The organism is Bradyrhizobium sp. 1200_D9_N1_1 (genome assembly GCF_052075915.1).
GTDB classification, from domain to species: Bacteria; Pseudomonadota; Alphaproteobacteria; order Rhizobiales; family Xanthobacteraceae; genus Bradyrhizobium; species Bradyrhizobium diazoefficiens.
The window spans coordinates 8764646-8782343 of record NZ_CP197226.1; the positions used below are offsets into that span (position 1 = coordinate 8764646).

Genomic DNA, 17698 nt, shown 5'->3' on the forward strand with positions numbered 1-17698 from the left:
TTGCGGCAACGCTCCCATCCCGATTTTGCCTCTCGTCCAGGACCGCCCGTCGCGTCATGATGTGCGAGAGACGGAGCACACGGACCGACGATGGCGCGCCGGCACACTGGCAACCACACGAGCTATTGGCACAGCCGGCGGATTCCCGGCATGAGCCTGCTGCGCGCCGATTTCCGTCACCACGACTACGGTTCGCACACCCATGATGCCTATGTGATCGCGGTAACGGAGTCCGGCGGCGCCGAAATCCGCAACCGCAATGTCGTGCGAAAGGTCGGCGCCGCCACGCTGTTCGTCTCCAATCCGGACGAGCGGCAGTCGGCCCGGATGGGCGATAGCGGACGATGGCGCTATCGCGCCTTCTATCTCGCCCAGCCTGCAATCGGCGACCTCGCGCGGCGCTTCGGCACGAACACCCTGCCCCACCTCCAGGAGAGCATGCTCGACGACGGCGATCTGATCGGGCGCTTCGACCGGTTGCACCGGGTGCTGGAAACCGAACAGGACGACCTCTTGGCCGATGAGCTGGTCGCCGATGCCTTCGGCCGTCTGTTCGAGCGCTATGGTGACGGACGCCGCAGCAAGATCCCTGCCGGCCGCGACGCCGTCGTGTCGCGGTTGATCGCCCTGATGCGGGAGCGCCATGCCGAAAATCTGAGCCTGGACCAGCTTGCCGGCCTCGCAGGCCTCACCAGTTTCCAGCTGATCGGGCTGTTCAAGCGCACGGTTGGCCTCACCCCGCACGCCTATCTCGTCCACATCAGGCTCAACGCGGCCTGCCATTTCTTGAGGCGTGGCCATTTGCTGGCCGACAGCGCGCTGGCGGCGGGATTCTGCGACCAGGCCGCGCTCAACAAGCATTTCAGGCGCTGCTACGGCATCACGCCCTTGCAGTTTGCGCAGGCCGCGCGAGCGGGCTGACGCCGCAATTTCAGCCAATACTGCCGGGGAACACGCGCCCTACTGCGATGCTGCGGAGGTTCTGCGCGGCGGGCGCCGTGCCGATTCCCGGCCTGACCGAGAAAGCGAAATGACCACACCAGCGAAACCGAGACTCCCCGCATTCGATCCGGAGGACGTCAGCGAGAGCAATTTCACCAGCTATCCGCAGTTGCACCGGGCCGCCAACCAGATGCGCTACAACCGCCGGCTCGGCGAGCATGCGGGGCTGAAGAATTTCGGCGTCAACCTGACCCGGATCATTCCGGGCGGGCAATCCTCGTTGCGGCACGCGCATTCGCGCCAGGACGAGTTCGTCTTCGTGATCGAGGGCGAAGTGGTGCTCGAGACCGATTCCGGCGCGCAGGTGCTGACGACGGGAATGTGCGCCGGCTTCCCCGCCGGCAGCGGCGATGCGCACCGCTTCGTCAATCGCACCACACGCGACGTCAGGCTGCTCGTGATCGGCGATCGCACGCCGGACGACGTGATCAGCTATCCCGACGTCGACATGCACGCCGTGCTCGGGCCGGATGGCGTCTACAAATTCACGACCAAGGCGGGCGAGCCGCTTTAGGGTCGCGCCTCGCTACCTGCCTCACGCGCTCCGCGCCAGCGCGCCGTCGATCATGTTGACCGCGTTCTGCACACCGTACACCGCAACGAAGGAGCCGAAGCGCGGACCCTTCTCCTGGCCGAGCAGCACCTGGTAGAGCATGTTGAACCAGTCGAGCGTCACGCCCGGACGGCCGTCCTTGCCCTTCTTGACCTGGTCGAGGAACGGCTCGCGGCGACCGATCTCGTAGACGACGTTCTGGATGTCCTCGGCCGAGGATTCCTGCGGAAGCTGCGACAGCGCATCGCGCAGATCCTGCAGCGCGGCGCGCTCGGTCTCGGTCGGCACGCGGAACTGCTTCGTCGGCGCCACGAAATCGCGGTAATAGTTGATGGCGTAGCCGACCATCGCATCGAGCTTGGGATGCGTCTTGGGGCTCACGCCGGGGCGATAGCGGCCGATGAAGCCCCACAGCGTCTCGGCATTCTCCGCATTCGACGACGACACCAGCGTCAAGAGGAGCTGGAAGGTGACGGGCATGTCGCCCTTCGGCGGATGGCCGTTGTGAATGTGCCAGACCGGATTGCCGAGCTGCTGCTTGCCATCCTGCTTCGCGAAGCCGTCGATGAACTGCTGATAGTCGTCCACGTTGCGCGGGATGACGTCGAAGTACAGCCGCTTGGCCGCCTTCGGCTCGCGATACATGAACAGCGACAGCGATTCCGGCGAGGCGTAGCGCAACCATTCGTCGATGGTGAGGCCGTTGCCCTTCGACTTCGAGATCTTCTGGCCTTGCTCGTCGAGGAAGAGCTCGTAGTTGAAGCCTTCGGGCGGCGTGGCGCCGAGCGCCCTGGCGATCGCGCCCGAGAGCTTCACGGAATCGATCAGGTCCTTGCCGGCCATCTCGTAGTCGACGCCGAGCGCAACCCAGCGCATCGCCCAGTCGGCCTTCCACTGGCACTTGACGTTGCCGCCGGTGACGGGCGTCTCGACTTCCTGGTTGGTATCCGGATCGACATAGGTCACCGTGCCGGCCGCGACATCGCGGCGGATCATCGGCACCTGGAGCACGATTCCGGTGGTCTTGCTGATGGGCAGGAACGGCGAATAAGTCGCGCGGCGGTCCGGCCCCAGCGTCGGCAGGATGATCGCCATGACCTTGTCGTAGGCGGCGAGCATCTTCAGCAGCGTCGCGTCGAAACGGCCGGACGTATAATAGTCGGTCGAGCTCGCGAACTCGTAGTCGAAGCCGAAATGATCGAGGAAGGCGCGCAGGCGGGCGTTGTTGTGGTGCCCGAATGACGGGTACTCGTTGGAGAACGGATCCGGCACGCGCGTCAGCGGCTTGCCGAGATGCGCAGCCAGCATTTCCTTGTTGGGGACGTTGTCGGGCACTTTCCGAAACCCGTCCATGTCGTCGGAGAAGGCGAGCAGGCGCGTCTTGATCTTGTCCTCGGTCAGCACGCGAAAGGCATGGCGCACCATCGAGGTGCGCGCGACCTCGCCGAACGTGCCGATATGCGGCAGGCCCGAGGGGCCGTAGCCGGTCTCGAACAGCACCTCGTCCTTCGGGCTTTTCTTCAGCCGCGCGACAATGGCCTTCGCCTGCTCGAACGGCCAGGCGTTGGATTGTTCGGCGAGCGCACGCAGGTCGCTCGGATTCGCGGCAAGATCGATAACGGACATCAGGGGCCTCCGGGCCGCGGAAAATAGCGATTTCCCGGCAGAATGCAAAAATGGTCTTGATCGTCATTCCGGGGCGATGCGCGGCATCGAACCCGGAATCTCGAGATTCCGGGTTCGCGCTTCGCGCGCCCCGGAATGACGATCGATGGTTAGAACGGGCTCACTGAAAAATACCGCAGCCACAGGTCGGTGTAGCGGCCTTTTTCCCAGACGCGGAACAGGGCCCAGTTCAGGGCCTGGCGCAGCACGTCGTTGCCCTTGCGCACGGCGATGCCGATGCCTTCACCGAAGAAGCGGCTCTCAACGAAGGGACCGCCGGAGAAGGCGCAGCAATCGCCCGAATCCGTGCCGTTGATCCAGAAGGCGAGCGAGATGGCGTCGCCGAAAATGAAGTCGACCTCGCCCTTGCGAAGCGCGGCGCGCATCGCGTCGTCGTTGGGATAGGGGTGCAGCTCGGCGTCGGTGAACATCGCCTTGAGATAGGCTTCATGCGCGGAGCCGCCGATCACGCCCACCTTCTTGCCCTCGAGATATTCCGGGCGGATTTCCGGCATCACCGCATCCTTGCGCGAGGCAAAGCGCGCCGGCACGCGGTAATAGGGATCGGAGAAGTCGACGCGGGCCCGGAGCTGCGGGCTCACCGCCATCGAGGCGATGATAGCATCGCCCCGGTTCGAGGTGAGCGCGTCGACCAGGGTCTCGAAGCGGCGCATCTGCACCGTGCAGGTGACCTTGATCTCCTCGCAGAGCGCGCGGGCGAGATCGACGTTGAAGCCGGCCGGATTGCCGTCGGCGCCGGTGTAGTTGAACGGCGGATAGTCGGTCTCGGTCAAAAAGCGGATCACGGTCAGGCGCGACAGGTCCGGCCGCTCCGGCCGCCGCCGCGGGTCCCAGAAGCCGGGCACGGCCTGCGGGGCCGCCTGGGGCGCGACCTGCGGGGTGACCTGGGGCGCCGCCGGAGGCTGCTTGGCCGGGGCCTGCGCCTGCGCGCCGGGCAAGCCGGCGAACAGGCAGGCGCCGACGGCCAGCCCTGTCAGCAAGCCACGGGCAGATTTGGACGATTTCGCCTGTTGCGATGGAGCCATCGGCCGGAAATGAACGAATTTCGTTGGGATCGGAGGGCCTTATAGACCATCCGCCCGGGAACGCGAGCGCCGATTGCGGTCAGGGTGAAGGTGCGCTCCCTCTCCCGCTTGCGGGAGGGGGGCGGGGAGAGGGTGTCTCCGCGGAGGGACAATCCCCGAGAGGAGAGAGCCCTCACCCGGCGCTCTGCCATAGCCGAGGCTTTGCCTCGGCGTCTTAGAGGACGGCCGCCAAAAGCGGCCTATACCTCTCCCGCAAGCGGGAGAGGTTACACCGAGGACGCGGTCCGACCGATCCACCAAACTACAGATAACGCTTTAGGTCCGCCGCGGCCTCTTCCGGCGTCCGCTTCAGGTTGAACGGCGAGACGAAGCGGCCGTCGCGGTCCATCAGATAGATCAGCGCGGTGTGGTCCATGGTGTAGTCGCCGTCCTTGGTCGGGACCTTCTTGGCGTAGACCCGGTAGGACGTGATCACCTTGGCGATCTCGGCGGGATCGCCGCTGAGGCCCTCGAGATGCGGATCGAAGCTCGACAGATAGTTCTTCATCGTCGCCGGCGTGTCCCGCTCGGGGTCGACCGAGATGAAGATGGCGTTGACCTTGTCGGCGTCCTTGCCCATCGCGCGCAGCACTTCCGAGATCTCGAACAGCGAGGTCGGGCAGACGTCGGGGCAATGGGTGTAGCCGAAGAAGATCAGGGTCGGCTTGCCCTTCAGGCTCTTGTCGGTGACGGCCTTGCCGTTCTGGTCGGTGAGCTGGAACGGGCCGCCGATCGCAGCCGGTTGCGCCACCTTGCCGACCCCGCCCATGGCCCAGAACATGATCAGCAGCCCGACGATCAGGCTTGCGGCGAAGGCGGTCGCGATCACCAGCGGGCGGGTGGCGGAGCTCATGGGCGGAAGACTTCCTGTCGGGGGTCAGAAGCAGGCAATGAAGCCGGTCCTGATCATTTCGAAGAACACCTGGGTGCCATAGTGGAACCACAGCGCCAGCGCGCCGATCACGACCAGGCCGCCGACACCTGTGCCAGCCAACAGCAGCACAGACGGCGTCCGGCCGGCAGTGGGCGAATTGTCCTGTAACGGATGGGCCGGGTGCACTGGTTGAGCCATGACAACGATCGGGGCGAAAGCCCCGGTTCCCTAGCTTTGAGATAAGCTTTAGCCCGCCTGCGGGCAAGGCGCCGCTGGCGGGCTAAAGCAAACCCGTCGTGCCGAGGATGTCAGTGCAGGAGCTGGCCCCGGGCGGACTCGAGCTGGTCCGATTGCGGGAGAGACCGGCGGGTCGGTTTGATCGCCGAGGCCTGCGCGTCCATGTAGCAGGGCTTGTACATGGCCTGAAGCTGCTTGCCCCTCAGGAAAAGCATGTGCGGGGTCAGGCCCCCGCGCTGGCTGATCCAGCGCCTCACCTGCGAGGGATACATTGCGTAAAGCATCTGGGTTGCTTCGGAATTGGTGACGGCGCGGCCATTGGTGCCGAAATCCCAGGCGGCATGGAAGCCGAGCGTCGCGCTCGAGGTCACGCAGATGCGGTCGTGCGGGATGGCGCCGAGGACGATGGTGCAGGCGGAGGCGCAGAGGCCGTCGATGATGACGGTTTCGCCGGACTGCCGCAGGTCCTGGTATTTGTCGACGTAGGTTCCGATCCGGCCGCCGCGGTCATCCGCGATGCGAACCACCGCGTGAGAAGCCCCCATGCAAGCGATGAGCACAACCGCCGCCAGCAACCCCGTCAGAAACTTCATTGTCCCCCGCCCCAGTCGAATTCGAATCTGCGTGTCAGGTGGTGATGCACGGCTAGCGTCCGTCGTAACCGAGGTTTTGTCTAGGCAGGCCGGCTGACTCAAAACAAATTCAAATCCAGTGTTGCGTCCGCGCTGCACTTGGCCGGGCTCTATCCCAAAGTGGAACAAGTTAATGATGTCTTACGCGCCACACCCTTGATCTCAGTTAGAACCGCTGGCTTCAATCCGGGCAACTACAGGGGGGAACCTATGGAGGGGGACGCGCATGGCTGAAGAGACAGACGTCATCGTTGTCGGCGCCGGACTATCGGGCCTCGTGGCCGCAACCGAGATCGCGGATGCGGGCAAGCGCGTGATTGTGGTCGACCAGGAAGGCGAGCAGTCGGTCGGTGGCCAGGCGTTCTGGTCGTTCGGCGGACTATTCCTGGTCAATTCGCCCGAGCAGCGCCGGCTCGGTATCAAGGATTCCTTCGATCTCGCGATGCAGGACTGGCTCGGAACCGCCGGCTTCGACCGCGACGAGGATCACTGGCCGCGCAAATGGGCCGAGGCCTATGTGGCCTTCGCGGCCGGCGAGAAGCGCGACTGGCTGCACGCGATGGGACATCGCATCTTCCCCGTGGTCGGCTGGGCCGAGCGCGGCGGCTATGACGCGATGGGCCACGGCAATTCGGTGCCGCGCTTCCACGTCACCTGGGGAACCGGGCCCGGCATCGTCGAGCCGTTCGAGCGCCGCGCGCGCGAGGCGATGAAGAGCGGCCGCTTGATCTTCAAATTCCGCCACCGCGTCGACGCGTTGTCCATCACCAATGGCACGGTGGATGGCGTCAGCGGCGCCGTTCTCGCGCCCGACAATGTCGAGCGCGGCAAGAGCTCCTCGCGCAATGTCGTCGGGGAGTTTGCGCTGAAGGCGCAGGCCGTGATCGTCGCCTCCGGCGGCATCGGCGGCAATCACGAGCTGGTGCGGCAGAACTGGCCCAAGCGGCTCGGCGAGCCGCCAAAATTCATGATCTCGGGCGTGCCCGAACACGTCGACGGCCGCATGATCGGCATCACGGAGCAGGCGGGTGCGCGGCTGATCAACCGCGATCGCATGTGGCACTATGTCGAGGGCATCCAGAACTGGTCACCAATCTGGCCGCGCCACGGCATCCGCATCCTGCCGGGGCCCTCGTCCATGTGGTTCGACGCCACCGGCACGCGTTTGCCGGCGCCGCTGTTCCCCGGCTCCGACACGCTCGGCCAGCTCAAATACATCATGTCGACGGGCCATGATTATTCCTGGTTCATCCTGACCCAGAGCATCATCAAGAAGGAGTTCGCGCTGTCGGGCTCGGAGCAGAACCCTGACCTCACCGGCAAGAGCTGGCGCATGACGCTGCGCCGCGCCACCAACAAGGGCGCGCCGGCGCCGGTGGAAGCATTCAAAAGCCATGGTGTCGACTTCATCGTGCGCGACAAGATCGACGATCTCGTTACGGCGATGAACAAGCTTGCCGGCAGCGACCTCCTCAGGCTCGAGCACATCAAGATGCAGATCGAGGCGCGCGACCGCGAGATCGCCAATCCCTACGTCAAGGACGCGCAGGTGATGAACATCCACAATGCGCGCCGCTATATCGGCGACAAGCTGATCCGCACCGCCTCCCCGCATCGCATCCTCGATCCCGCACACGGACCGCTGATCGCGGTCAAGCTCAACATTCTCACCCGCAAGACGCTCGGCGGCTTCGAGACCGATCTCGACTCGCGCGTGTTCGGCGGCGAGGGCAGTATCATTCCCGGCCTCTATGCGGTCGGCGAAGCCGCGGGCTTCGGCGGCGGCGGCGTGCACGGCTATCGCTCCCTCGAAGGCACTTTCCTCGGTGGCTGCCTGTTCTCGGGCCGCAATGCGGGCCGTGCGGCGGCGAAGGCGGTAGGCTAGATCGTGCGGCGGTGGATGCATATCGGGGCGCTTCTCGCGGGCTTCGCCACCGCCCCGGCTGCGTCCGCCGACACCATCGACGTCAACGGCGTGATGCGGTCCTACACCGTGCAACTGCCGGCCAAGCGACTTGTCCCGCTGGTGGTCGTGCTGCATGGCAAGACGCAGCGCGGCGCCGACATGGTCGCGCGGACGGCGTGGCCGCAGGTCGCAAAGCGCGAAGGTTTCGCGGTGGTCTTTCCGGATGGGCTCAACCATGCCTGGGCCGATGCGAGGACGAAGGCGGGACCCGCGCTCCGAGGCCCGCCCGAGGGCACCGACGACGTCGCCTTCATCGCCAAGCTCGTCGAGAAACTGGTGACGAACGGCACGGCCGACCCTGGCCGCGTCTACGTCGCCGGCATCTCCAATGGCGGCGCCATGGCGATGACGCTTGCTTGCGCCCGCGCCGATCTGTTTACGGCAGGCGCGAGCGTGATCATGAACCTCACCGACGAAGCCGCGGTCACGTGCCATCCGTCGCGGCCGCTGCCGATGCTGATCATGAACGGCACGGCCGACCCGCTGGTGCCCTACGAGGGCGGACGCGGATCGAGCTATTTTGCCGCGGACGGGTTCTGGTCGACCGAAGAGACGTTTGCCTTCTGGCGCAAGCTCAACGGCTGCGAGACCGATGATGCCAATCTGACTGAAATGCCCGACAGGGCACCCGCGGACCAGTCCACGGTCACGCGGATCTCCTCGCGCTGCCCCAGGGGGCACGACGTCGTGCTCTATCGCGTCAACCATGGCGGCCATCGCATGCCCGGCTTCGCGCCGGATGCCCGCTTCCCCAAGGTCGCAACCAGCCTGCTCGGGCCTCAGAACAGCGACATCGACGGCGCCGAGACGATCTGGACGTTCTTCAGTCAGTTTCCGTAGGGAACGCGTGCAACGCCCACGACGCATGCGCCACGGGCAACGCATGCGTGCCTGGCAACGCATGCGTGCCTGGCAACGCATGCGTGCCTGGGGTGGCTGAGCGCGAGGTGCTGGGCTAGACAGGGCCGCCATTCCACCAGGAGATCCCAAATGAGCATTCAGCGTTTTGAAACCGGCCCGCGCATGAGCCAGGTCGTCGTGCACGGCAACACCGTCTATCTCGCCGGTGTCGTCGCGAGCAAAGCCGCCGGCGAAAGCGTGACGAAGCAGACCCAGGACATCCTGGCGACGATCGACGGCCATCTCGCCAAGGCCGGCACCGACAAGTCGAAGCTGCTCTCGGCCACGATCTACATCACCGACATGAAGACGTTTGGCGAGATGAACGCGGTGTGGGACGCCTGGGTCTCCCCCGGCAATACCCCGGCCCGCGCCACCGTCGAGGCCAAGCTGGCCGCGCCGCAATACACCGTCGAGATCATGGTCACAGCCGCGAAGTAATCTTCGCGAACAATTCGCATGCGACCGAAGCGCGATGAGAACATCATCGCGCTTCATTTTTTTGCGCACGCCGATGACCTCAGAGGTAATCGATCGGCGTGCGCGAACCTTCGATAGTGACGATCAGCCGAACACGGCGTCATCGAAGGAGCACCCCATGACCGACCACGTCACCATTGCCCGCCACTACATCGAGCTCTGGAACGAGCGCACGACAAGCCGCCGGCGCGAGCTGCTGAGCCAGAACTGGACGGCGGATGCGAGCTATGTCGATCCGCTGATGAAGGGCGACGGCCAGGACGGCATCGACGCGCTGATATCAGGCGTGCAACAGCGCTTTCCCGATTTCAAGTTCAAGCTGCTCGGCGAGCCCAACGGCTACGGCGATCATCTCCGCTTCAGCTGGGGCCTCGGCCCCGATGGCGCCGACAGCCCGATCAAGGGCACCGATTTCGCCGTGCTGAAGGACGGGCGCATCAGAAGCATCACGGGATTTCTGGACCAGGTGCCCGCGGGCGCGTGAGGGGCGAGCGCAGCCTCAAGCTCCGTCGTCGTCCCGGCGCAGGCCGGGACCCATACCGCGTGATCTCTCGGACTGCGCGCGGTGGGAGTACCGAACGACTAGTCTTCGCCAGACTACTCCCTTGGGGTTATGGGTCCCGGCCCCCCGTGCGCAATTGCGCACTAGGCCGGGACGACACCTTGGTTGGGGCGAGCTCGGCTTAAGCAATCGCTAGCCGATACGCAGCCTTCGCATTCATCCCGAACGCCTTGTCCCGCGCGCCCGGCCCGAGCTTCGCCAAACACGCCTCCAGCGCGCCCTTGATCTCGGCATAGCTTCCCGCAAGCAGGCACACCGGCCAGTCGGAGCCGAAGATCAAACGATCCTCACCGAAACATGTCGCGGCGTGCTGGACGAACGGCAACAGCCGATCCGCGTCCCAGTCGCTCCAGACCGCTTCCGTCGCGAGCCCGGAGATCTTGCACCAGACATTGCCGCAAGCGGCGAGCGCCTTGATGCGATCAGCCCATTCGGCGCTTCCGCCGGAAGCGATCGGCGGCTTGGCGGCATGGTCGAGCACGAAGCGCGCGTTGGGAAAGGCCTGCGCGGTTGCGATCGCCGCCGGCAATTCGCGGGTGCGGACGAGGAAGTCGTAAGTGAGATCGCGGACGAACAATGCGACAAGCCCGCGCCGGACGTCCTCGCGGAGCAGCCAATCTGGATCGGCCTCGTCGTGGACCTGGTGGCGGATGCCGACCAGCTTGTCGCCGCCCGGCGCGGCGCGCAGCCGGTCGAGCGTGTCCCCAAGCGCGCCATCGGTCAGATCGACCCAGCCGACGACGCCGACGACAGAGGGCGTCGCATGCGCGATGCGCAAGAATTCCTCGGTCTCCTCCAGCGCCGAGCGGCACTGCACCACGATGCTCGCGTCGATGCCATTCGCCTTCAACAGCGGCGCGAGATCGGCGGGGCCGAAGGCACGGCGGATCGGCGCGAGTTCGGGCGCGTCCATCCAGGGATAGTCGGCGCGCGCCGGATCCCAGAAATGCTGATGGGCGTCGATCACCATGCCCTACACTCCACCCGGCAGCGGCGCCCGCGCGTCGACGAGCTTCCGCGCACGCAGCTCCTGCCAGAAGGCCGGCGGCACCGGCGCCTGCCACATCGCGATGTTGTCGGCGACCTCGCCGGCATTGCGCGCGCCCAGCACGGCGACCGTCACGGCCGGATGGGCCATGCAGAATTGAAGCGCGGCGGCCTTCAGCTCGGTGCCGTGCCTGCGGCAGAGCTCGTCGAGCTCGAGCGCCCGCGCGATCAGCGCCGCGTCGGCGTCTTGATAGTTGAACTTCGCGCCGGTGTGCGGGTTGGCCAGAATGCCGCTGTTGTAGATGCCGCCGAGCAGGATGCCGATGTTCTTTGCCTGGCAGACAGGAAACAGCGCATCCAGCGCGCCCTGGTCGAGCAGCGTGTAGCGGCCGGCGAGCAGGAAGCAGTCCACCGGCACGGTTTCGGCAAAACGGACCAGCATTTCCGACTGGTTCATGCCGGCGCCGATCGCCTTGACCGTGCCCTCCGTGCGCAGGCGCTGGAGCGCGCGGAAGGCGCCGGCGACGGCGTCGTCATAATGATCGTCGGGATCATGCACGAGCAGGACATCGACGCGGTCGAGCCCGAGGCGAGCAAGACTCTCCTCCACCGAGCGCATCACGCCGTCGTAACTGAAATCGAACACCGGCCGTTCGCGCGGCGTGCTCTTGTAATGTTCGTCCTCGGCGGCAGCGCCATCGCCCGAGCGCAGCAGGCGGCCGACCTTGGTCGAGATGACGTAGGAGTCACGCGGCTGTTGCCGCAGGAATGCGCCGAGCCGCCGTTCCGCCAGGCCAAAGCCGTAGAGCGGCGCGGTGTCGTAGAAGCGGATGCCGGCCGACCAACCCCGCTCGAGCGTCGCTTGCGCATCGGCATCACTGACGGGGGTGAACAATCCGCCGAGAGGGGCGGAGCCGAGGCCGATTGAGGTGACGTCGAGAGAGCCGAGCCGCGACCGTTTCATTCCAAATTTCCTTCCGGCAGTCCAAATCATCTCTCCCGCTTGCGGAAACCGCAAGCGGGAGAGGCACGCAGGAGCAGGAGTGCGGGGCTGGCGGCGCTCCTACTTCAGCATCTGCGCAACGTTGTCCTTGGTGACGAGATCGAGGCCGGTATAGACGATCTCCGGCACCTTCTCGCCCTTCTTGATGGCGAGCAGCGTGTCCATCGCCTTCTCGCCCATCTCGAACGGTCGCTGGCCGACCAGCGCATTGGCATAGCCGTCGCGCAGCAATTCGAGCTGCATCTTCAGCGTATCGGCAACGACCAGCGTGAACTTGCCGGAATCGATGTCCTTCTTGTTCCTGCTGGCGAAAGCCTTGAAGCCTTCGGGGGCAAACATCGGCCAGCCGCCGATGGGAACGATGGCGGCGAGATCGGGCGTTGCGGTGCGCATATCCGTCATCTGCTGGACCGCGAGTGCCGGATCGTCGTTGCAGAAGGTCGGCGAGCCCGCGACCTCGGTCCATTTCGAGCCCTTCAGCGCCTCGCGGACGCCATCGACGCGCTCGGCAAGGTTCTTGGCACCGGGGCCGCCCGAGACCATCGCGTACTTTCCGCCGTCAGGCCGCATCTTCACGAGTTGCTTGCCGAGCGCGACGCCGAATTCCTTGTTGTTGGTGCCGATATAGGCGATGCGCTTGGATCCCGGTGCATCGGCATCGAAGGTGATGACGGGGATGCCCGCCGCGGTCGCCGCCTCGATCGACTTGGTCATGGCCGCGACGTCGGCGACCGAGATGGCGAGGCCGTCGACCTTCTGGGTGACGAAGTCCTGGATGATCTGCGCCTGCGTCGCCGGCTCGTGCTCGACCGGCCCTTTGTAGACGCACTCGATATTGCCGAGTTCCTTGGCGCGCTTCAGACAGCCGTCGCGCGCAAAATCGAAGAACGGATTGTTCATCGCCTTGGGCACGATCACGAAGCGATAGTTCGCAGCGAACGCCGGCGTCGCCATCATCGCGACAGCGATGCCCGCAAGAAGAAGTTTCCTCATCGTCTCCTCCACCCTTCTTTGGCGCCTGTCCTCTCAAGTTCGTCCGGGAAGCGGACAGGCGGCATTTTCGTGATCCTCCCGAACGACGTCACTTTCAGATCATCCGCGAGCGCACACGATCGACCAGCACGGCCAGGATGATGATCACGCCCACCAGCGTCTGCTGCCAGTAGGAGCTGACCTGTGCCAGCACGAGACCGTTGCGGATCACCTCCAGCAGCACGCAGCCGACAATGGCCCCCAGCGGCCCGCCGATGCCGCCGGCAAGGTTGGCACCGCCGATGACGGCCGCCGCGATCACGTTGAGCTCGTAGGAGGTCGCCATGTTGGCGGGTGCCGATCCGAGCCAGCCGGAGATGATGATGCCCTGGAGGCCAGCGGCGAGCGCGCAGAGCACATAGACCTCGATCTTCACGCGCACGACCGGGATGCCGGTCAGTTCGGCCGCCTTCTCGTTGCCGCCGAGCGCGAAGACGTGGCGGCCGAACGAGGTGTGGTGCAGCACCACCGCCATCGCCAGCGCAAGGATCACGAGATAGATGAACGGTACGGGCACGCCGAGCACGTCGCCCGAGGTGAGCGCGTAGAAGTAATCGGCGTCCGGCCCGCCAGGAAAGCTGCCGCGCCCGTTGGAGACGACATAGCCGAGCCCGCGCACGATCGAGAGCATGCCGAGCGTGGTCACGAACGGCGACAGGCCCAGCACCGCGATGCAGAAGCCGTTGACGAGACCGGCGATCAGCGCGACGCCAAGGCCCGCGACGACGGAGATCAGCAGGATCAGGCCGGGGACATTGGCCAGCACCGTCTTGCCGTCGGCCGCCATGTGCACGAAGAGCGAGGCGCCGAGCCCGCCCGGCGTCGACAGCTCGGTCATGACCATCGAGGTGATCATGGCCGAGAAGCACATCATCGAGCCGACCGAGAGATCGATGCCGCCGGTGATGATCACGAAGGTGACGCCGAGGGTGGCGATGGCGATGAAGGAAAAGTTCTTCGCCACGTTCTGCATGTTGCCCTGGGTGAAGAAATACGGGCTGGCGAAATGCATGATCACCAGCAGCACGGCCAGCGCGAGCAGCACGTAGCCGGTCTGGGAGGCGAAGATGCCGCGCTGCCACCACTTGATCTTGCCGACATTCGAGAAGGTGATCGGGGATTCCAGGGGCATGGCCATCACGCCGCCTCCTTCGCGCCGGTGATGAGGGCAGTGACTTCCTCGGGGGACGTCGCCTGAATCGCCTTGTCGGCCCGCTTCTCGCCGCGGCGCATGACGATCACGCGGTCGCATACGGCGAACACGTCGGGCATGCGGTGCGAGATCAGCATCACGGCGACGCCCTGCTCCTTGAGCCGGTGGATCAGGCTCAGCACCTGCTCGACCTGGCGGACCGAGATCGCGGCGGTCGGCTCGTCCATCATCACCAGCCGCGCATTGGAGAGCCGCGTCCGCGCGATCGCGACCGCCTGGCGCTGGCCGCCCGACATCTGCTTGACGAGGTCGTCGGGGCGCGTCTCCGAGCGCAACTCGCCGAACAATTCCAGCGCGCGCGCCGCCATCGCCTTGTGGTCGAGCAAGGCGAACGGGCCGAATTTTCGCTTCAGCTCGCGGCCGAGGAAGACGTTGGCGGCCGCGGTCAGATTGTCGGCCAGCGCAAGATCCTGATAGACGACCTCGATCCCGACCGTGCGGGCATCGACGGGCCGGTTGAAATGAACCGCGCTGCCGGCAAAGCGGATCTCGCCATGGCTGGGGCGGAAATTGCCGGCGATGATCTTGACCAGCGTCGACTTGCCCGCGCCGTTGTCGCCCATCAGGCCGACCACCTCGCCGGGGAAGACCTGCATGTCGACGTCATGCAGCGCGCGGATCGCGCCGAACTCCTTGCCGATGCCGGAGAGTTGGAGCACCGGTGTTGCCTCAGCACTTGTCATCAGCGGCCTTCCTCAGACATAGCGGTTGACGAGGGATTCCAGATATTCCTGCCGTCCCGAGCGTGGCTGCGGGTCGAAACCGGGGCCGAGCGCACGATCGGCGAGATCGGCGAGCGAGCGCTGGCCGCCGAGAATGGCGCGGCCCTCGGGGCCGGCCCATCCTTCGTAGCGCTTGTCGAGCGGCGCGGTGAGGGCGCCGGCATCAAGCATGTCGGCAGCGGCAAGGAAGGCGCGCGCGCAGGCATCCATCGAGCCGACATGGGCGTGGATCAGGTCGTCGGGGTCGATCGACTGACGCCGGATCTTGGCGTCGAAATTGAGCCCGCCGGACGTGAAGCCGCCGCGGTTCAGGATCTCGTGGAACACCAACGCGAGTTCCGGCACGTTCATCGCGAACTGGTCGGTGTCCCAGCCGAGCAGATCGTCGCCGCGGTTGACGTCGAGCGAGCCGAAGACACCGAGCGCCTCGGCGAGCGCAACCTCGTGATGGAAGGAATGGCCGGCGAGGATGGCGTGGTTCTGCTCGATGTTGAGCTTGACGTCCTTGAGGAGGTCGTAGCGCGCGAGGAAGCCGTAGCAGGTGGCGACGTCGAAATCATATTGATGCTTGGTCGGCTCCTTCGGCTTCGGCTCGATCAGGATCGGGCCGTTGAAGCCGATCTTGTGCTTGTGCTCGACGACGAGCGAGACGAAGCGGCCGAGCTGGTCGAGCTCGCGCTTGAGATCGGTGTTGAGCAGCGTCTCGTAGCCCTCGCGGCCGCCCCACAGCACGTAGTTCTGGCCGCCGAGCCGGTGTGTCACCTCCAGCGCGGCGCGGACCTGGCCGGCGGCATAAGTGAAGATGTCAGGGTCCGGATTGGTCGCGGCGCCCGCCATGTAGCGGCGATGCGTGAACAGATTGGCGGTGCCCCAGAGCAGCCGGACTTTGGCCGAGGCCATCTTCGCTTCGAACAGGTCGGCGATCGCGTTGAGGTTGGCGACCGACTCCGCGAGCGAAGCCCCCTCCGGCGCCGCATCGACGTCGTGGAAGGTGAAGAAGGGTACGTCCAGCAGCCGGAACAGCTCGAAAGCGACATCAGCCTTGGCCCGTGCCTGCGCCATCGCATCGGTGCCGTGATGCCAGGGTCGCAGGAACGTCTCGCCGCCGAAGGGATCGCCGCCCGGCCAGCAGAGGGAGTGCCAGTAGCAGACCGCAAAGCGCAGGTGATCCTCGAGCCGGCGGCCATGGACGAGGCGGTCCTTGTCGTACCAGCGGAAGGCGGGCGCTGGTCCGGCATCTTGGCCGGCGAAGGCGACAGGCGTGCTTTCCTCGAAGAATTTGGCTGACACGTTCACTTAAGCGGACTCCTTCAACGCGGGATAAAGCGCGCGCCAGCGGCGATAGGCCTCGTCATAGGCGGCGGTCACGGATGCGCGGGGTGCGAAACTCGCGAGCCGGCGCGGGCGCGTGCAAACTTCAGCAGGATCGTCACCGGTGGCGGCAAGGCGTCCGAGCCGCGCGGCGCCGAGCGCGGCACCCACCTCGCCTTCCTCGACGCGGTGGACGGTAATGCCGAGCACGTCGGCGCAGATCTGGGCCCAGAGCGGCGAGCGCGAGCCACCGCCGACGAGATCGACTTCCACGATCGGCCCGCTCGCCGCGCTCAGTGCCGCCAGATTGTCGCGCGCGGCAAAGGCGACGCCTTCGAGCACGGCCTGCACGATCTGGCCGCGCCCGGTCGCGCCGCGCAAACCGACGAAGGCGCCGCTGGCGGCGGCGTCGTTGTGCGGCGTGCGCTCGCCGTCGAGATATGGCAGGAATCTTATCGGGCTCGGCCCATCGACGCGCTCGCCGAGCGGCGCCAGCAGCGCGGCGGCCGGCGTCTCCATCACGCTCGCGAGCCAGGCGAGCGAGGCCGCCGCCGACAGCATCACCCCCATCTGGTGCCACAGGCCGGGTAGCGCGTGGCAGAACGCATGCACGGCTGAAGCCGGCGCCGGCGCAAAGCGGTCGGTGGCACGGAACATCACACCTGACGTTCCCAGTGACAAAAACGCATCGCCGGGCGCGATCGCGCCAAGCCCGATCGCGCTGGCGGCGTTATCGCCGGCGCCGCCCGCGACTACGACATCCTTTGCCATGCCCCAGCGCTGCGCGAATTCCGGCGCGAGCACCGCGCTCACCGCGCTGCCCTCGACGAGGCGCGGCATGTGGTGGAGATCGAGGCCGGTCGCATGCAGCAGCAGGGCCGACCAGCGGCGCTGGCCGACATCGAGCCACAGCGTGCCGGCCGCGTCCGACATGTCCTCGACCATCTCGCCGGTCAGCCGATAGCGGACATAGGCCTTCGGCAGCAGCACCTTTGCGACACGCGCGAAGATCTTTGGCTCGTGCCGCGCGACCCAGAGCAGCTTCGGCGCGGTGAAGCCGGGCATCGCCAAATTCCCGGCGATCGTGTGCAGCGACGGACAGCGCCGCTCCAGTGCGACGCATTCGGCCTGCGAGCGGCCGTCGTTCCAGAGGATGGCGGGGCGCAGCGGCCGTCCATCCTCGCCGAGCAGCGTCGCGCCATGCATCTGGCCGGATAGTCCGATGCCGGCTACCCGCGCGACTTCGCGCGGATGGCAGGATGCGAGATCATCGACGGCGCCGGTCGCCGCTTCGACCCAGGTGTCGGGATCCTGCTCGGACCACAGCGGTGCCGGATGCGACAGCGCAAGCTCGCGCGCCGCCGTCGCGACAACCGCGCCGGCATCGTTCACGAGCACCGCCTTCACACCGGACGTGCCGATGTCCAATCCGAGATACACGCCGTCCTCCCTTTCGCCTGTGGCCGTGTGCGAT

General features: G+C 65.9%; 18 protein-coding genes. 6 read left to right on the forward strand and 12 right to left on the reverse strand.

Going from position 1 to position 17698, the window contains the following annotated elements; all coding sequences use genetic code 11:
* The first annotated feature begins 90 nt into the window (after positions 1-90).
* Positions 91-921 carry an AraC family transcriptional regulator gene (locus AB5K84_RS41470; protein ID WP_011083954.1) on the forward strand — a complete coding sequence of 277 codons (831 nt, stop codon included), beginning with the start codon at positions 91-93 and terminating at the stop codon, positions 919-921.
* A gap of 109 nt (positions 922-1030) precedes the next feature.
* A complete protein-coding gene (locus AB5K84_RS41475; protein WP_011083953.1) occupies positions 1031-1516 on the forward strand; it encodes a cupin domain-containing protein in 486 nt (161 codons plus the stop codon).
* Between the two features lie 21 nt (positions 1517-1537).
* Here AB5K84_RS41475 and AB5K84_RS41480 read toward each other — a convergent pair whose 3' ends face one another.
* From AB5K84_RS41480 to AB5K84_RS41500, 5 genes are all read right to left on the reverse strand, one after another.
* On the reverse strand, positions 1538-3181 hold the full coding sequence (locus AB5K84_RS41480) for a lysine--tRNA ligase (RefSeq protein ID WP_011083952.1): 1644 nt from the start codon (positions 3179-3181) through the stop codon (positions 1538-1540).
* 149 nt (positions 3182-3330) lie between these two features.
* Complete coding sequence (locus AB5K84_RS41485; protein WP_011083951.1) at positions 3331-4266, reverse strand: transporter substrate-binding domain-containing protein; 936 nt, start codon at positions 4264-4266, stop codon at positions 3331-3333.
* Between the two features lie 301 nt (positions 4267-4567).
* A complete protein-coding gene (locus AB5K84_RS41490; RefSeq protein ID WP_011083950.1) occupies positions 4568-5158 on the reverse strand; it encodes an SCO family protein in 591 nt (196 codons plus the stop codon).
* 24 nt (positions 5159-5182) lie between these two features.
* Positions 5183-5377: a hypothetical protein gene (locus AB5K84_RS41495; RefSeq protein WP_038965272.1), complete on the reverse strand. Its 195-nt coding sequence runs from the start codon at positions 5375-5377 to the stop codon at positions 5183-5185.
* Between the two features lie 110 nt (positions 5378-5487).
* A complete protein-coding gene (locus tag AB5K84_RS41500) occupies positions 5488-6009 on the reverse strand; it encodes a hypothetical protein (protein ID WP_038965271.1) in 522 nt (173 codons plus the stop codon).
* A gap of 265 nt (positions 6010-6274) precedes the next feature.
* Here AB5K84_RS41500 and AB5K84_RS41505 point away from each other — a divergent pair, with 265 nt between their 5' ends.
* The 4 genes from AB5K84_RS41505 to AB5K84_RS41520 all read left to right on the forward strand — a co-directional run bounded on the left by AB5K84_RS41505 (position 6275) and on the right by AB5K84_RS41520 (position 9878).
* Positions 6275-7933, forward strand: a complete 1659-nt coding sequence (locus tag AB5K84_RS41505; RefSeq protein ID WP_097531896.1) for an FAD-binding dehydrogenase — start codon at positions 6275-6277, stop codon at positions 7931-7933.
* A 3-nt stretch (positions 7934-7936) separates the two neighbouring features.
* Positions 7937-8854 (forward strand): alpha/beta hydrolase family esterase, encoded by a 918-nt coding sequence (locus tag AB5K84_RS41510; RefSeq protein ID WP_011083947.1) that lies wholly within the window; start codon positions 7937-7939, stop codon positions 8852-8854.
* 150 nt (positions 8855-9004) lie between these two features.
* Entirely contained in the window at positions 9005-9355 is a 351-nt protein-coding gene (locus AB5K84_RS41515) for a RidA family protein (RefSeq protein ID WP_011083946.1), read from the forward strand.
* Positions 9356-9512: 157 nt separating this feature from the next.
* Positions 9513-9878, forward strand: coding sequence for a nuclear transport factor 2 family protein (locus AB5K84_RS41520; protein ID WP_038965266.1), 366 nt, complete (start codon positions 9513-9515; stop codon positions 9876-9878).
* 199 nt (positions 9879-10077) lie between these two features.
* Here AB5K84_RS41520 and AB5K84_RS41525 read toward each other — a convergent pair whose 3' ends face one another.
* The 7 genes from AB5K84_RS41525 to xylB all read right to left on the reverse strand — a co-directional run bounded on the left by AB5K84_RS41525 (position 10078) and on the right by xylB (position 17664).
* Positions 10078-10926 (reverse strand): amidohydrolase family protein, encoded by an 849-nt coding sequence (locus AB5K84_RS41525; RefSeq protein WP_011083944.1) that lies wholly within the window; start codon positions 10924-10926, stop codon positions 10078-10080.
* 3 nt (positions 10927-10929) lie between these two features.
* Positions 10930-11907 (reverse strand): aldo/keto reductase, encoded by a 978-nt coding sequence (locus tag AB5K84_RS41530; RefSeq protein ID WP_011083943.1) that lies wholly within the window; start codon positions 11905-11907, stop codon positions 10930-10932.
* Between the two features lie 99 nt (positions 11908-12006).
* On the reverse strand, positions 12007-12939 hold the full coding sequence (locus AB5K84_RS41535) for a sugar-binding protein (protein WP_038965268.1): 933 nt from the start codon (positions 12937-12939) through the stop codon (positions 12007-12009).
* Between the two features lie 94 nt (positions 12940-13033).
* Positions 13034-14116: an ABC transporter permease gene (locus AB5K84_RS41540; protein ID WP_038965265.1), complete on the reverse strand. Its 1083-nt coding sequence runs from the start codon at positions 14114-14116 to the stop codon at positions 13034-13036.
* Complete coding sequence (locus tag AB5K84_RS41545) at positions 14116-14874, reverse strand: ATP-binding cassette domain-containing protein (protein ID WP_011083940.1); 759 nt, start codon at positions 14872-14874, stop codon at positions 14116-14118. Before AB5K84_RS41545 ends, AB5K84_RS41540 begins: the two co-directional genes overlap by 1 nt.
* 12 nt (positions 14875-14886) lie before the next feature.
* Positions 14887-16209: a xylose isomerase gene (gene xylA, locus AB5K84_RS41550; RefSeq protein WP_011083939.1), complete on the reverse strand. Its 1323-nt coding sequence runs from the start codon at positions 16207-16209 to the stop codon at positions 14887-14889.
* Positions 16210-17664, reverse strand: a complete 1455-nt coding sequence (xylB, locus tag AB5K84_RS41555; RefSeq protein WP_011083938.1) for a xylulokinase — start codon at positions 17662-17664, stop codon at positions 16210-16212. It lies immediately after the preceding gene.
* Between the last annotated feature and the right edge of the window lie 34 nt (positions 17665-17698).